The organism is Salinivibrio sp. MA351 (assembly GCF_001996065.1).
Taxonomy (GTDB): domain Bacteria; phylum Pseudomonadota; class Gammaproteobacteria; order Enterobacterales; family Vibrionaceae; genus Salinivibrio; species Salinivibrio costicola.
In genome coordinates, this window is sequence record NZ_MUFG01000040.1 from 1 (window position 1) to 15,548 (window position 15,548).

General features: G+C 40.6%; 15 protein-coding genes and 1 riboswitch. Of the genes, 12 read left to right on the forward strand and 3 right to left on the reverse strand.

Features of this window, described 5'->3' with window-relative positions; all coding sequences use genetic code 11:
* From BZG78_RS15445 to BZG78_RS14595, 7 genes are all read left to right on the forward strand, one after another.
* On the forward strand, window positions 1-592 hold a 592-nt coding region (locus tag BZG78_RS15445), incomplete at its 5' end, for a hypothetical protein (RefSeq protein ID WP_158011811.1).
* Window positions 593-662: 70 nt separating this feature from the next.
* Window positions 663-816, forward strand: a riboswitch (molybdenum cofactor riboswitch).
* On the forward strand, window positions 808-1,779 hold the full coding sequence (moaA, locus tag BZG78_RS14570; protein WP_021022851.1) for a GTP 3',8-cyclase MoaA: 972 nt from the start codon (window positions 808-810) through the stop codon (window positions 1,777-1,779). Its footprint overlaps the riboswitch before it by 9 nt.
* A gap of 4 nt (window positions 1,780-1,783) precedes the next feature.
* Complete coding sequence (locus BZG78_RS14575; protein WP_077661616.1) at window positions 1,784-2,368, forward strand: molybdenum cofactor guanylyltransferase; 585 nt, start codon at window positions 1,784-1,786, stop codon at window positions 2,366-2,368.
* A complete protein-coding gene (gene moaB, locus BZG78_RS14580) occupies window positions 2,361-2,897 on the forward strand; it encodes a molybdenum cofactor biosynthesis protein B (RefSeq protein WP_021022853.1) in 537 nt (178 codons plus the stop codon). The genes BZG78_RS14575 and moaB overlap by 8 nt, the downstream gene beginning before the upstream one ends.
* Before the next feature lie 2 nt (window positions 2,898-2,899).
* Entirely contained in the window at window positions 2,900-3,382 is a 483-nt protein-coding gene (moaC, locus tag BZG78_RS14585) for a cyclic pyranopterin monophosphate synthase MoaC (RefSeq protein ID WP_077661617.1), read from the forward strand.
* Entirely contained in the window at window positions 3,375-3,620 is a 246-nt protein-coding gene (locus tag BZG78_RS14590) for a MoaD/ThiS family protein (RefSeq protein WP_021022855.1), read from the forward strand. The genes moaC and BZG78_RS14590 overlap by 8 nt, the downstream gene beginning before the upstream one ends.
* A gap of 2 nt (window positions 3,621-3,622) precedes the next feature.
* Window positions 3,623-4,081 carry a molybdenum cofactor biosynthesis protein MoaE gene (locus BZG78_RS14595; protein WP_021022856.1) on the forward strand — a complete coding sequence of 153 codons (459 nt, stop codon included), beginning with the start codon at window positions 3,623-3,625 and terminating at the stop codon, window positions 4,079-4,081.
* Between the two features lie 38 nt (window positions 4,082-4,119).
* Here BZG78_RS14595 and glp read toward each other — a convergent pair whose 3' ends face one another.
* The 3 genes from glp to BZG78_RS14610 are packed head-to-tail and all read right to left on the reverse strand — an operon-like array spanning window position 4,120 to window position 7,883.
* Complete coding sequence (glp, locus tag BZG78_RS14600; RefSeq protein WP_021022857.1) at window positions 4,120-5,352, reverse strand: gephyrin-like molybdotransferase Glp; 1,233 nt, start codon at window positions 5,350-5,352, stop codon at window positions 4,120-4,122.
* 1 nt (window position 5,353) lies between these two features.
* Window positions 5,354-6,013 (reverse strand): two-component system response regulator NarL, encoded by a 660-nt coding sequence (gene narL / locus BZG78_RS14605; RefSeq protein ID WP_021022858.1) that lies wholly within the window; start codon window positions 6,011-6,013, stop codon window positions 5,354-5,356.
* A complete protein-coding gene (locus tag BZG78_RS14610) occupies window positions 6,006-7,883 on the reverse strand; it encodes a histidine kinase (RefSeq protein ID WP_077661618.1) in 1,878 nt (625 codons plus the stop codon). The genes narL and BZG78_RS14610 overlap by 8 nt, the downstream gene beginning before the upstream one ends.
* Window positions 7,884-8,134: 251 nt before the next feature.
* On the opposite strand from BZG78_RS14610, the gene BZG78_RS14615 reads away from it, so the two are divergent.
* The 5 genes from BZG78_RS14615 to BZG78_RS14635 form a co-directional block, all read left to right on the forward strand.
* Window positions 8,135-11,908 carry a nitrate reductase subunit alpha gene (locus tag BZG78_RS14615; protein WP_021022861.1) on the forward strand — a complete coding sequence of 1,258 codons (3,774 nt, stop codon included), beginning with the start codon at window positions 8,135-8,137 and terminating at the stop codon, window positions 11,906-11,908.
* A 1-nt stretch (window position 11,909) separates the two neighbouring features.
* The gene (narH, locus tag BZG78_RS14620) at window positions 11,910-13,436 is read left to right on the forward strand and encodes a nitrate reductase subunit beta (protein WP_021022862.1); all 1,527 of its coding nucleotides are present in this window, start codon (window positions 11,910-11,912) and stop codon (window positions 13,434-13,436) included.
* Between the two features lie 5 nt (window positions 13,437-13,441).
* Window positions 13,442-14,206, forward strand: a complete 765-nt coding sequence (gene narJ / locus BZG78_RS14625) for a nitrate reductase molybdenum cofactor assembly chaperone (protein WP_077661619.1) — start codon at window positions 13,442-13,444, stop codon at window positions 14,204-14,206.
* 2 nt (window positions 14,207-14,208) lie between these two features.
* Window positions 14,209-14,889: a respiratory nitrate reductase subunit gamma gene (narI, locus tag BZG78_RS14630; RefSeq protein ID WP_021022864.1), complete on the forward strand. Its 681-nt coding sequence runs from the start codon at window positions 14,209-14,211 to the stop codon at window positions 14,887-14,889.
* Window positions 14,890-14,941: 52 nt separating this feature from the next.
* The coding region (locus tag BZG78_RS14635) for a peptidylprolyl isomerase (RefSeq protein WP_077661620.1) at window positions 14,942-15,548 on the forward strand (607 nt) is incomplete at its 3' end.

Here is a 15,548-nt window from a genome sequence, read left to right on the forward strand (position 1 = left end):
AGATAAAGTATTTACTTGTGATCTAAATAATAAAGAATTTTTTTCAGCTATTATATATGGCAGTTCGCTCGCTTTTTTATTGGGAGCAACGTTTGTATTCCCATTTATTACTCGGCTTTACTTTAAAAGTGTAAATCCACTAGATTATGCTTTTTTTGTCCCGATCATGGGCGTTGTTGGGAAAGCTTTCGGTAATTTTATTACTGAGAGAGGATCCGATATTAAGCGGCTGTTTATTATAAATGCAGTTTTCGTCGTAGTATGCCTTTTAATATTTATGACAGGTTTTAGTGTAGAAGGATCTTTTGTTTTATACATTTCATTTTATTTATTATTTATGTTTGTCTTGGGGGTTGAGTCAGGAATAGCTATGTCTGTTTCCTCTTCCTTATATGAAGAAGAGGTGAGTCGTATGCATAAGAATGTGTTTTCGTTTTTTGGTGTGAGTGGGGCACTGAGCGCATTATTCTCAATGTTTATTCCTACGTCGATTATTATGTTTTATCCAGACATGTCTTTATTCATTTCATTTTTACTTATTTTGAAACTAACTCTAGTGCTACTTTTAGCCAAGAAGCAAACAAATCAATGACTTGTCCGATACTCCTTTGTGGGTATACATAAAGGACTATATAGTTTTGGTACATCAGAGACTATAGTAAGACTTTAATCAACCCGAAGCACATTGTCGTCTACGTACAAGGTACACCCGTATTTGTATATGAGCAATGAGCCGTAGTATTTAGTGGATGCTACCGGGTTGGCTTGGGAAACCAGCCAGCCTCCCGGATTTGGAAAGGTGTTGACATGCTATATGACGCATTTGGTCGTAGGTTCGAGTATCTACGCCTATCGGTAACAGATTTATGTAATTTCCGTTGCAACTACTGCCTACCCAATGGTAATGATTGCAATGCTGGCAAAAACGAACTGTCACTATTTGAGATAGAAACTTTACTGCATGCCTTTTCTCTTTTGGGAACCTCTAAAATTAGAATAACAGGTGGTGAGCCAACATTAAGAAAAGATCTTTGTGATATCATCGCTATTGCTGCATCCACAAGTGGCATAAAGAAAGTGGCGATGACGTCTAACGCCTTTAATCTTCCCAAAACTCTACCTAAATATATCAAGTCAGGACTTTCAGCGTTAAACATTAGTGCTGACTCATTAAATCCATATCAGTTTCGAGCCATAACGGGGAAGCAAAAGCTGCACTCGGTCCTTGATACCATTGATCTCGCTCTAGATAGTGGTTTGGATAACGTGAAAATTAACACTGTATTGATGAAACAATACAACTTAGACCAGTGGGAACAGTTTTTAGCCTTTACAAAAGATAAGGAAGTTACTTGGCGTTTTATTGAGCTGATGCGTACCGGCGACAATAGCGATTTTCACCGAAGTCAACACGTAAGTGGACAGGTGCTGCAAAATCGTCTTATTGAGCAAGGTTGGAAAAAGACACAAAAAGAAGCGAATGCAGGTCCAGCAGATGAATACTCTCACCCTGACTATACAGGAAAAATTGGCTTGATCATGCCCTATAGTGAAGAGTTTTGTAAGTCTTGTAATCGACTTCGGGTTTCTTCTACCGGAAATTTACACCTATGTCTTTTTGCTAGTAGCGCATCAAGTCTTCGAGACAATTTGTGTCGAGGAGATATTGTTGGTACGAAAGAACAGATCGAAGCATTGCTCCAGTATAAGCGTGAGAGCCATTTATTACATCATGATAATAGTGGAATGACAAAAAACCTGGCGATGTTAGGCGGTTAGTATCATGAGCAATGATAAAGAGATAAAGGTTGTCGGTGTGGTACTGGCGGGTGGCCTGTCTAAAAGGATGGGGGAAGATAAAGCACTTCTTGCTTATGGTGCCCAGCCCCTTGTTGAAAGACAAGCTACCATACTGAGACAGTCAATATGCGATGAGGTTATTATTTGCGCAGGTGAAAAAGAGTATAGCGATATACGCGATATATATTCAAATCGAGGTCCTTTGGGGGGTATTTATTCTGCAATGATTTATTTCCCTCAATCTATTCTCGTTTTTATACCTATAGACATGCCACTTATAACTTCATTGACAATAACCTCTTTGATTCGTGAAGTTAAGAAAAAAAATGAATCAAAAAAAGTATCTAAAAGTAATGTTTTTCCTTTAGTTCTCATGAACAGTAAAAGAGAAAAAGAAATCATCAATCACGTTCTTAAGGAAAATAGAGAGCTTTCTGTTAATCGTGCGTGTGACAAACTCGCAGTCAGTTCAGGTGAGTTATGTGTCAATCATGATGAACTACACAATTGTAATACACCCGAAGAATGGCACTATGCGAAACACCTATTGGAGAGTATAAATGGCTGATCATACATCAAACTTTGTTCCTTTAAATGTAGCGGTGTTAACTGTTTCAGATACCCGAAAAAGCTGTAATGACACCTCAGGTAATTTTCTATCTTTATCGGTAAAAGAGGCCGGTCACCGTGTTAATGAACACCTAATCGTGCGTGATAGTATCTATGATATTAGAGCGGCTGTGTCTAGATGGATAGCTGACGATTCTATCTCTGCCATAATAATTACTGGTGGGACAGGGTTTAGTGATCGAGATTCGACACCAGAAGCAATTAAGCCTCTTTTCGACAAGGAAGTTGAAGGGTTTGGTGAAATATTTAGGTTGGTGTCTTATCAAGAAATTGGCACCTCGACCATTCAATCTCGTTGTGTAGCAGGTATCGCGAATAGAACGATCATATTCGCTCTACCTGGATCGACAGGTGCATGTAAAACAGGTTGGAAAACGCTAATCAAGGAACAGTTGGATGCCGAACATGGCCCATGTAATTTTGTTCCTCACATTGCTGATGCGAATGAATGTGTGTCGAGAGGCTAATTATGTGTGAGTTTAGTCATATCAATGCCACAGGCCAAGCAAATATGGTCGATGTCAGCAACAAAGGGATAACGAGGCGAGAGGCAGTTGCGATCGGAACTTTAAAAATGTCTCCATCGACTGTAAATAGCATCAAAGAGAATCAGATTAAAAAAGGGGATGTCCTTTCAACTGCCAGGATAGCAGGGATCCAAGCAGCAAAAAAATGCTCTGACCTTATCCCACTGTGTCATCAACTGAATCTATCAAAAATATGGATGGACTTTGAGCTCCTTCCTAACGGTATTCAAATTACTTGTGGTTGTATTTTAGATGGCAAAACAGGGGTTGAGATGGAAGCATTAACCGGTGTTTCGGTAGCGGCGCTTACCTTGTTTGATATGTGCAAAGCTGCCGATAAAAACATGATTATCGAAGGGGTTCACGTACGACATAAATCTGGTGGACAGTCTGGTAGTATAGACAGAGGAATGGGTTATGATTGAAATCAGGTTTTTCGGTTTGCTAAGAGAAAGGATAGGTGAAAGTGTCATTAGCCTTGAGGTACCAACTCCTCTACCTGTTTCTGAATTGATAAAACATCTAATCGAACAGAACACAGCTTTTTTATGGCTTAATGATCTTGATGTAATATCCGCGGTCAATCATACGATTGTAGAGAGCGACTTTTCGATCAATAAAAATGATGAAGTCGCGTTTTTCCCGCCAGTTACTGGGGGCTAATTATGTATAGGATTCAAGAAGATCACCTAGATATAAATCAGCTTACTCAAGCACTGACTGAGAGCAGCAGCGAATGCGGTGCCATTGTTACCTTTGTTGGCCGAGTGCGTGGGAGTTCTGAGAAAAACCGAAGTGTCAAAGAGATATATTTAGAAAGCTATCTATCAATGACAAACAAAGCAATGATGGAAATTACCGAGGAGGTCCAGCTTAGATGGAGTGCAGTAGAAAAGATTTCTATTGTGCATCGCATAGGTGTGATTGGGCTTTGTGAGCCAATTGTATTTGTTGGTGTGTCCAGCAAACATAGAAAAGATAGCTTCGAGGCAGCCAGCTTTATTATGGACCAGCTAAAAATATCAGTACCTTTATGGAAAAAAGAAAACATTGAGGAACAAGGTTGGGTGTGGGTAAGCGCTAAACCTTCAGACAAACAAGCGGCTTTGCGCTGGCGTCTATAATGGAAATTAGGGTGACGTCATCTAGTCACCCCTTAGTCTTATAAACCGGGAATGAAGGCAAAGGGAAGCACCTCAACACTGACCCCCTCCGCGACATCCTCACTATCTTTCGGTAAGCGAATGAGGCAGTTAGCTTTGCATACAGACATAAGTAATGCCGAGCCTTGTGCCCCTGAGCTTGCGACGCTTAATTGTCCTTGCTCGTTTATTGAATAAATACCACGTTGGTAATCTGTGCGCCCAGGACGTTTTTTTAGCGATGTGGTTAATGTGGCGGTGAGCCATTGTGGGTAAATGGTGGAACTACCGCTCAGCTTTAATAAACCTGGAATAGCTAGGATCTGACAGGTGAGCAATGCCGATACTGGATTACCTGGTAAACCGAAAAATGGGGTAGCTCCCACATGTCCAAAAGCAAACGGTTTACCTGGCTTGATAGCTAATTTCCAAAAATCAATGTCACCTTGTTCTTTGAGTACTTCTGTTGTGAAGTCTGCATCTCCAACCGATACACCTCCCGATGTTATTATCGCGTCAGCATCCTCTGCTTTTTTGATTGCTGTTTCTATCGCTTTTTTATCATCAGGAATGATGCCAAGATCTAAAATGTTAAACCCAGAGGCTTTGAGTAAGTGAATAAGCATTGGTTTGTTTGAGTCATAAATAAGTCCAGGGGCTTTGGTCTTATTGACTGAGATTATTTCATCACCGGTTGAGAAGATAGCGATGGTGACAGGTTGGTATACATTGACTTCTCTCATACCAAACGTTGCCATAATAGCTATATCGGCAGCATTGATCTTTTTATTTTTTTTGAGTACAACTTGCCCTTCTTTTATATCTTCTCCTTTTAATCTGATATTTTGCCCGGCTTGAGGGGTGGAATGTACCTGGATCCTTTTTCCTTGAACTGTGACTTTTTCTCTCATTACAACAGTGTCTATTCCTTCTGGAACCGTAGCCCCCGTCATAATTCTTATGCATTCACCGCTTTTGATGGAGCCCCTAAAGGGATGCCCAGCTAATGACTCCCCAACTTCTTTAAATTCACTATGACGCTTGAAATCGTCATGAATAAATCCAAATCCGTCCATTGCTGAATTATCACAAAAAGGCGTATCAAAGGGTGCAAAAATATCCTCAGCGAGGTACCGACCACCCGCAATGTCTAACTGAACGATTTCAGTTTTGTTTTTAAACTCAATAGCATCTACGATTTTTTCTTGCGCATCTTCGACTGTTAATACCGATGCTTCGTTACAGCATTCCATTTCAAACCTCTTTATCTTCGTTAACCATCCAAACCGCGGCTTCTACTCGGGAGCGTAGGTTTAACTTTTTTAGTAGGTGCTTTACATGCACTTTGACTGTCCCATCAGATATATCTAGCTCTCTGGCAATAAGCTTGTTACTCAGTCCTTTTGCGATCAATTTGATGATTTCTTTTTCTCTGGCGGTGAGGCTTGACAATGTTCGCTGGTCACTGTGGGGAGCAGGCTGGCGTAGTGCGCCCGCAAGTGTTTGTGTGAGTTTAGGACTGATTGCCATTTTTCCCACAGCCGCTTGCTTAATGGACTCAACGATATCGTCAGGATCCATATCTTTTAGTAAATATCCGTCAACACCTAACCTTATCGCTTCGACAACATCATCATCTTGGTCAGAGACAGTTAACATGATAATGCGTCCTGTATAACCAGAATCTCTGAGTGCTCGTATCGTTTCTAATCCATTCATGCCGTCCATATTAAGATCTAACGTTACTAAGTCTGGGTCGAGCTCTGTTACCAATCCGACCGCATCATAGCCAGAGTCAGCTTCTCCAACCACTTTTAAGTCATTATCCAATGAAAAGAGTTGCGACAAACCTCTGCGAAAAACAGGGTGATCATCGACCATTAAGATCGTCCCAATTGATGAATTTTCAGTCATAAGTTTTCTCTACATCTAAAGGAATGTTAAATTCAGGTTGGAAGTCAAATCTAACCTCTGTACCACCTTTTGCGTGATTACCAATTGTAAGCGTGCCTTTTAAGCTTCTACTCCTTTCCTTCATAATAGCAAGACCATAGTGGTTTTCTTTTTTGGCTGATGTATCAATTCCGATCCCGTCATCATGAATTAACAAAGTGACGTAACCATTTTTTTTGCGACTTGTAAGAAGAATAACGATTTTACTTCCTTCGGAATGATGAATGGCATTCTGTACTGCTTCTCTAGCGATTTGTAGTAGGTGAACTTGCTCAGTAGCCGAAAAAGGCATATTTTTAATTTCATTATTAAATTTAATTTCTTTATCACTGAAACGATCTGATAATTGTTTAAAGCTTTCCTGGAGTGCCTCGTGTAAGTTACTACCCTCAAGTTTTAATCTGAAAGTGGTCAACAGTTCTCTGAGTTCCTTGTATGCACCATTTAACGCAGTTTTTATATCTGAAATCGTATTCTCGATACTGATATCAACCGACGGATCAGTGAGTCCTTTTTGTAATACAGCAACCTGTATTTTTAAGTAGGACAGTGCTTGTGCGAGAGAGTCATGTAACTCACGCGCGATAACGGTACGTTCACGAGCGAGTGCTAATCGCCGTCCCTCGTCTTGGCGATGTTTTAAACTTAATGTAATCGCGAACTGCTCTGCAACAGACTGAATAAGCTGTGATTGCCAAGGATGGAGTGGTTCATGGTTACGAGGTACACAGTTCAATACACCGAAATGATTATGATCATAGACGAGAGGAAATGTGTAGGCTTCCTCGGATTCCAGCGGACTATCGAAGCTTACACAATCACTGCAATCTCGATTGCGGCAGCTCAATGGCAAGATACTCTTTTTAGTATTTAAATGATGGTAGGGTTTGGTGCCATTTTCTGTCATCAGACATAGCTCTAACCCTTCAATACCTGTTACTTCTGACAGTTTCGAAAGATGTGGTTGAAAATCAATATTGCTTCCATGGGAGTGATTGGATTTATTGGAAATAGAGTAAAGTAGTTGAATAGACTCATTGGTTCTTTCTAGCTGCTTTGTTTTTTTTCGCACTTTCTCTTCCATGCGAATATGTGAGTCATTAATAGCTCTAACCATTCTGTTAATGGTTTTGGCAAGAATTGATAGTTCGTCATGACCATGCTCATCAGCTTGAACTGTGTAGTCACCTTGACCTATTTTAGTCGCTATTATCRTTAAATCTGAGAGTGGGCGTCTAATGAGATGGTTGACCATATAAATCGCTAAGAATATAAATGAGATTGTAATTAAAAGAGATGCGGCTTGTATTTGTCTGATCAAACGGTTGTTGTCTTCAGCATGTACTTGATAAGTTTTTACTAGATGGTCGATGTTAGCAACGAGATCGTTTAATTTTTTTTCTAGCTTATTCAGTTTTTGATTTGTTAGATGTGAATCTAAAATTAGCGGCTTAATTTCATTGTTCCAATCGTACCAGATAGCGTCATGTAATTTTTTCTTTTCCGTTTTTTTAGTAGCTTGCATTAGTACAGGATTAGACAATTTTTTCTCAAAATCACTTATTAAACGGTCTATTTCTTCAGATTTATTATTGGTTATTTTCTTATTCAAAATAAGATAGGATTGCATACGCATTGAACCAGATAAATTTATTGCATGAGCATCAGTCTGTGCATTATCTGAAATATACACGGCTGAGACCATACTGACCAAGGCGATAATGCTAATCATTATCAATAAAGATCCGATTTTGAATACGAGAGAGTCGAAAATACCAATAGAACGGTTTATACCCTGCTCATCAGGGGTTACCTCTAAGTAATTGGTCATAATAATACAGTCCGTCTATTTGCTTTCTAAGTTGTCTATTGTATTGAAAATCAAGTTTTTTACTAGATACTCACTCATACCCCTTTATGGGTAGTTGTCTGTTTTTTGCTGTTTTTACCGTATTGCATAATACCTGCACTTGACGTCTACTTATATACACAGAGTACATTCGAAAACGAGTTTAGGATTAGTCGCAGTTTAACGTATCACGTTAACCGTTTACTAGTTAAGCCATCGAAAAGGAGTCAGGCATGAGCCACTTTCTAAATCGGCTACGTTATTTTACCCAGAAAAGAGAAAACTTTTCTGAAGGTCATGGCGTGACAACGCAAGAGCCCCGCCAGTGGGAAGACAGTTATAGGCAACGTTGGCAGCATGATAAGGTTGTACGTTCAACTCACGGCGTCAACTGTACCGGTTCATGCAGTTGGAAAATCTATGTCAAGAATGGACTTGTAACGTGGGAAACGCAACAAACCGATTATCCTAGAACTCGTCCTGACCTTCCTAATCATGAGCCTCGAGGTTGCCCACGCGGTGCGAGTTATTCATGGTACATATATAGTGCGAATAGACTTAAATACCCCAAAATTCGTAAGCGCTTAATTAAACTATGGCGTGAAGCAAAAAAGCAGCATGCCAACCCTGTAGACGCTTGGGAGTCAATTGTTACTAATCCCACAAAAACACGAGAATATAAAGAAAAACGTGGTATGGGTGGGTTCGTTCGCGCGCACTGGGATGAAGTCTACGAAATCATTGGTGCGTCTAATGTCTACACGGCCAAAGAGTATGGGCCCGATCGTATCTTTGGATTCTCGCCTATCCCAGCGATGTCGATGATTTCATATGCGGCAGGTGCACGTTATCTGTCATTAATCGGTGGTAATTGCTTAAGTTTCTATGACTGGTATTGCGACCTTCCTCCTGCATCACCGCAAGTTTGGGGAGAGCAAACTGATGTCCCCGAGTCAGCGGATTGGTACAACTCAAATTATATTATGTGTTGGGGGTCGAATGTTCCACAAACACGCACACCCGACGCTCACTTCTTAACTGAAGTGCGATATAAAGGGACGAAAGTAATTGGCATTACCCCTGATTATTCTGAGGTGGCTAAACTTACCGATCAATGGTTAGCACCCAAGCAAGGAACCGACGCCGCACTAAGCATGGCATTCGGACATGTCATTCTTAAAGAGTTTTATGTCAACAAAACAACACAGTATTTCGATGATTATGTACGACGTTATTCGGATATGCCAATGCTCGTCATGTTGGAACCGTCCGAAAAAGGAGGTCTGCAGCAAGGGAGGTTCCTTCGTGCGAGTGACTTGGATGACAAAGCTGGACAAGACAATAACCCCGAGTGGAAAACCATTGCAATTGATGAGTCATCAAATATGCTCACGTCGCCGAAAGGCTCGATTGGCTATCGATGGGGGGAACGCGATGCTAAATGGAATCTTGAGCAACGTGATGGTGCAACGAATCGTGATGTGAAACTCCGCCTGAGCTTAAAAGATGATCACGATGAGATTATTACCGTAAATTTCCCATATTTTGGGGGCAATGAACATGAACTTGGCTACTTCCAACATACAGTTCATGATGAAGTAACAACGCATCGTATCCCGGCTAAAAAGATCAAGCTTGCCGATAAGTCGGAAGCTTGGGTCACTACTGTATTTGACTTAACGCTTGCTAACTATGGTGTTGACAATGGATATGATGATCCGAATTGCGCACAATCCTATAGCGATAATCTTGCCTATACGCCAGCTTGGCAGGAACAAATAACAGGCGTTCCCCAAAATGATGTGATTAAAATTGCAAATGAATTTGCTGACACTGCAGCAAAAACACGTGGTCGTTCCATGATCATTGTCGGTGCTGGTTTGAATCACTGGTACAACATGGACATGAACTATCGTGGTTTAATCAATATGCTAATCATGTGCGGTTGTATTGGACAAAGCGGTGGTGGTTGGGCTCACTATGTAGGTCAAGAAAAACTTCGTCCACAAACAGGTTGGCAGCCTTTAGCATTTGGTTTGGATTGGAGTCGCCCACCTCGTCATATGAATGGCACATCCTTCTTTTATGCACATTCTGATCAGTGGCGTTATGAAAAGCTACATATGAGTGAAATTGTCTCTCCTTTATCTAATAAAAAAGATTGGGAGGGCTCGATCATAGACTTTAATTCACGTGCAGAACGCATGGGTTGGCTGCCGTCAGCGCCACAGTTGAGTAAAAATCCCTTGAAGGTGTGCCGAGATGCACATGAGCAAGGGCAAGATCCGGTAGATTATACGGTGGATCAATTAAAAGCAGGAAGCTTAGAATTTGCCTGTTTAGATCCTGACAATCCAAAAAACTATCCTCGAAACATGTTTATCTGGCGGTCTAATTTACTTGGATCTTCAGGGAAAGGTCATGAATATATGCTTCGTCACCTTCTGGGCACCAAGCACGGCTTGCTTGGTAAAGACTTAGGCGAGGAAGGGGAAGAGAAGCCTGAAGATATAAAATGGCGTGATAGTGCACCTGAAGGAAAGATTGATCTTTTAGTTACACTAGACTTCAGAATGTCTACAACTTGTTTGTATTCAGATATTGTTCTACCTACCGCAACTTGGTATGAAAAGGACGATTTGAATACGTCCGATATGCATCCATTTATTCATCCTTTATCTAAAGCTGTGGATCCTGTTTGGCAATCAAAAAGTGATTGGGAAATTTTCAAAGGGATTGCAAAATCTTTCTCCCAACAGTGCGAAGGACACTTAGGTGTAGAACAAGATATTGTCACCGTGCCTATGCAACATGATACTCCTGGTGAACTAGCCCAGCCATTCGACATTAAGGCGTGGTGGAAAGGAGAGTGTGATCTCATTCCTGGCAAGACAGCGCCAAATATGATGATGGTGGAGCGAGATTATCCGAATACCTATGCAAAGTTCACGTCATTAGGACCACTCCTGGATACACTAGGAAACGGTGGTAAGGGGATTAATTGGAATACACAAGACGAAGTTAAATTCTTAGGTGAGTTGAATAAAAAGCACATTAAACCAGGTGTTAACCAAGGCAGACCAAAAATTGAATCAGCCATTGACGCAGCAGAAGTCGTTTTATCATTAGCGCCGGAGACAAATGGACAAGTAGCTGTCAAGGCTTGGGAGTCAATTAGTAAAGTTACCGGTCTTGATCATACTCACTTAGCCAAGCCTAAAGAAGAAGAGAAACTTCGATTTAGAGATATTGTCGCGCAACCACGTAAAATTATTAGCTCACCGACTTGGTCCGGGTTAGAAGACGAGCATGTTTCTTACAATGCTGGGTATACCAATGTTCACGAGCTAATTCCTTGGCGTACGATTACAGGTCGGCAACAATTTTATCAAGATCACCAATGGATGCGTGATTTTGGTGAAATGCACTGTCTTTATAAGCCGCCGGTCAACCTGAAAACCACGCAAAATGTGCAGGGTATGAAGCCTAATGGCAATAAAGAAGTTGTGCTTAATTGGATTACACCACACCAGAAGTGGGGGATTCACAGCACATATTCAGATAATTTACTTATGCTGACACTATCACGCGGTGGACCAATTATTTGGATGTCAGAAACAGACGCGACTGCGGCTGGCATTGAAGATAATGATTGGATCGAAGCATTTAACGCAAATGGTGCGATTGCTGCTAGAGCCGTTGTTTCTCAACGTGTCCCCGAAGGAATGGGAATGATGTATCACGCGCAAGAGCGGATTGTGAACATACCGGGTTCCGAGCTAACTGGTACTAGAGGTGGTATTCATAACTCTGTAACTCGAGCAATTATGAAGCCAACCCATATGATTGGGGGTTATGCACAACAATCTTACGGATTTAACTATTACGGCACTGTAGGTTGTAATCGTGATGAGTTTGTAGTAGTTCGAAAAATGGATCGCGTGGATTGGCTGGATGATGACAGTGAAGATGTATTAGATGAAAATCTTCACGAGGTGGAGAAATAATATGAAAGTTAGAGCTCAAATCGGCATGGTTTTGAATCTCGACAAGTGTATAGGCTGTCACACTTGCTCGGTTACCTGTAAAAATGTATGGACATCGCGTGAAGGAATGGAGTATGCGTGGTTTAATAATGTTGAAACTAAACCTGGCATCGGCTATCCCAAAGAGTGGGAAAATCAAGAAAAATGGAACGGTGGTTGGATTCGAACTAAGCAAGGAAAGTTAGAGCCGAAACAAGGTGGGAAACGTCGGATTTTAGCTAATATATTCGCAAACCCGGACTTACCTGAAATTGACGATTACTACGAACCATTTGACTTTGATTATCAGCACCTTCATCGTGCGGGAGAAAGTAAGCATCAGCCCGTTGCGCGACCCCGTTCGCTGATTTCCGGAAAACGGATGGAAAAAATTGAATGGGGGCCTAACTGGGAGGAGATCTTAGGTACCGAATTCAAAAAACGTCGCAAAGATAAGAACTTTGATCAAATCCAAGCAGACATTTATGGTCAGTTCGAAAATACGTTTATGATGTATTTACCGCGTTTATGCGAGCACTGTCTTAATCCTGCATGTGTTGCGTCTTGTCCAAGTGGTGCCATCTATAAACGTGAAGAGGACGGTATTGTACTTATTGACCAAGATAAGTGCCGTGGATGGCGGATGTGTGTCTCTGGGTGTCCTTACAAAAAAATATATTACAATTGGAAAACGGGTAAGTCAGAAAAATGTATTTTTTGTTATCCACGTATTGAAGCAGGGCAACCAACAATTTGTTCTGAAACATGTGTAGGCCGCATTCGTTACTTAGGTGTTATGTTGTACGATGCTGATAAAATTGAGCAAGCGGCATCGGTACCGAATGATAAAGATCTTTATCAAGCGCAAAGAGATATATTTCTCGATCCCTTTGATCCGGCCGTGATCGCTGAAGCTGAGAAAGAAGGTATAGCTGCTAATTGGATTGAAGCCGCGCAACAGTCTCCAGTTTATAAAATGGCTATGGAATGGGAAGTCGCGTTACCGCTTCATCCAGAGTATCGTACTTTGCCGATGGTTTGGTATGTGCCACCTTTATCGCCAATTCAATCCGCAGTTGAAGCCGGAGAAATTGAGAAAAGTAGTGTACTTCCTGACCTAAAGTCATTACGTATTCCGATAAAATATCTTGCTAATTTGCTAACTGCAGGTGAAGAACAACCTGTTATACGGTCACTTGAGCGATTGATGGCAATGCGTGAGTATAAGCGTAGTCAACAAGTTGAGTGTGAGGAAAATTTTGAAGTTCTCGACGCAGTTAAACTAACTCAGGCACAAATTGAAGAAATGTATCAGGTCATGGCGCTTGCAAATTACGAAGACAGGTTCGTAATCCCGACTAGCCATACTAGTTATGCAGAAAATGCTTACGACATCAAAAGCGGTTGTGGTTTTACATTTGGTAATGGGTGTTCGACCGGCGAGACTGACCTATTTGGTGGTAAAAGCCAGACGGTGCGTGAAGTTATCCCCGTAGAGATACAGGAGTAAGAAAAATGACAAATCAAAAAAGTGGAAATAATACTTCACAACTTATTGCACTAATTGGTCGATTGCTAGATTATCCAGAGTTAGAAATCGAATTATATCGAGATGAGTTGATAGATATTGTAACATCTAGTGTTCTATCAAAGAGAAATAAACAAGAGATTATTTCCTTTATAGACCGATGCAGTGAAATGCCATTACTCGATTGGCAGTCTGACTACGATGGGTTGTTTGAACGTGGTCGCTCATTATCTTTATTAATTTATGAACATATTCATGGTGAATCACGAGATCGAGGCCAAGCTATGGTCGACTTACTCGCTCAGTATGAAAAAGCAGGGCTTGAAATTGCGCATAATGAATTGCCTGATCATCTCCCTCTATTTCTTGAGTTTTCGTCAACGCAAGGTGAGCAAGGAATTGGTTGGATAGAAGATATTATTCCCGTTTTAAGTTTACTCGCTGTTCGTTTAGAAAAGCGTGAATCAGGGTATGCGAGTTTAATGTGGGGACTGTTGGATTTATGTGGTGCGAAAGTTAATATCTCAGAACTTCGAGAGCAGGTTAAAAATGAAAAAGAAGATCATACACCTAAAGAATTAGATAAAGTATGGGAAGAAGAGGCTGTTACTTTTGGTGGTGATAGCGTTAACGGTGGATGTCCAACCAATCAGCATCGGCCAACTGAGAATCAACGCAAAGATCAGGAAGTGCCAGTAAATTGGATGTCAATGAATGAGACAGCATCAGCCACTCAACCAAAAGAGGTCTAGCTATGAACTTTATCGATATGTTAGTTTTCGGTATTTATCCATATATAGTATCTGTTGTGTTTTTTTTAGGATGCTTGATTCGTTATGATAAAGATCAATACACATGGAAAACCGGTTCAAGTCAAATGCTCTCAAATAAACATTTTCGAGTAGCAAGTAATCTGTTTCACATAGGTATTATTGGCATTTTTTTCGGTCATTTTGGTGGATTAGTTATACCTTACGAAGTGTGGCATATGTTAGGCATTACCCTACAAGCTAAACAGTTAATTGCCATGGGAGCAGGCGGCTTCTTTGGTGTATTATGCTTTATTGGTCTGACTTATTTAGTTTACCGAAGATTGTTTAATCCTAGAATTCGTGCATCAAGTACACGAATGGATACCGCAATTGTTCTAGTTATTTATTTACAACTCATATTAGGTATGTTTTCTATATTCATTTCTAGTGGTCATATGGATGGTCAAGAAATGAAAAACTTAATGACATGGTCGAAGTATTTATTAACCTTTAGACCGGAAGAGGCTATAACCTTTATATCTGATGTTCATTGGATTTATCGTGCACATGTTTTTTGGGGAATAACCTTGTTCCTATTGTTCCCATTTAGTCGATTGGTTCATATTTGGAGTGTGCCTATCGAATATTTGACACGGCAATACCAAATCGTGCGTCAAAAATAAAAAAATGACAAGCCTTCATAGGCTTGTCTTTTCTAGTTATAGGAGTAGTACAATGAATGTGTCAGACGTTCCAGAAATCACTATAAATGAAGTTAAACTAGACTCTTCGATAATAATGCAGGAGGTTCAGTATCATCCTGCAGAAACGAAAAGAGAAGCGATGGTTAAGGCTGTTGAAGCTCTAATTATTAACGAAGTCGTAAAACAACGAGCAGTAAGCTTATCTCTTTGGCCTGAAGACAAAAAACTTGAACCAACTGAAGAGTATGACATTATTGAAAAACTAATACAATTCGAAGGGATCTATCCATCTGCTACTGACGAAGAGTGTTATCATTACTATATAACAAATAAAGATAAGTTTTGTACAGCACCGTTGCTAGAAGTAGATCACATCCTGCTGGCTTGTCCTCCAGAGGATGTTGAAGAGAGAATAAAGGTAGTAGAATTTGCAGAATATTTAATAGAGTTACTAAAAGAAAATAAAGCCACATTCTACGATTTGGCGAAACAATACTCAGCCTGTCCCTCTTCTAAACAAGGGGGGAATTTAGGACAAATCACTCAAGGTCAAACAGTAGCTGAGTTCGAAAAACAAATATTTACCGCGCCCATGGGTCTATTAAATAAACCTATTGAAACCCGCTATGGCGTACATG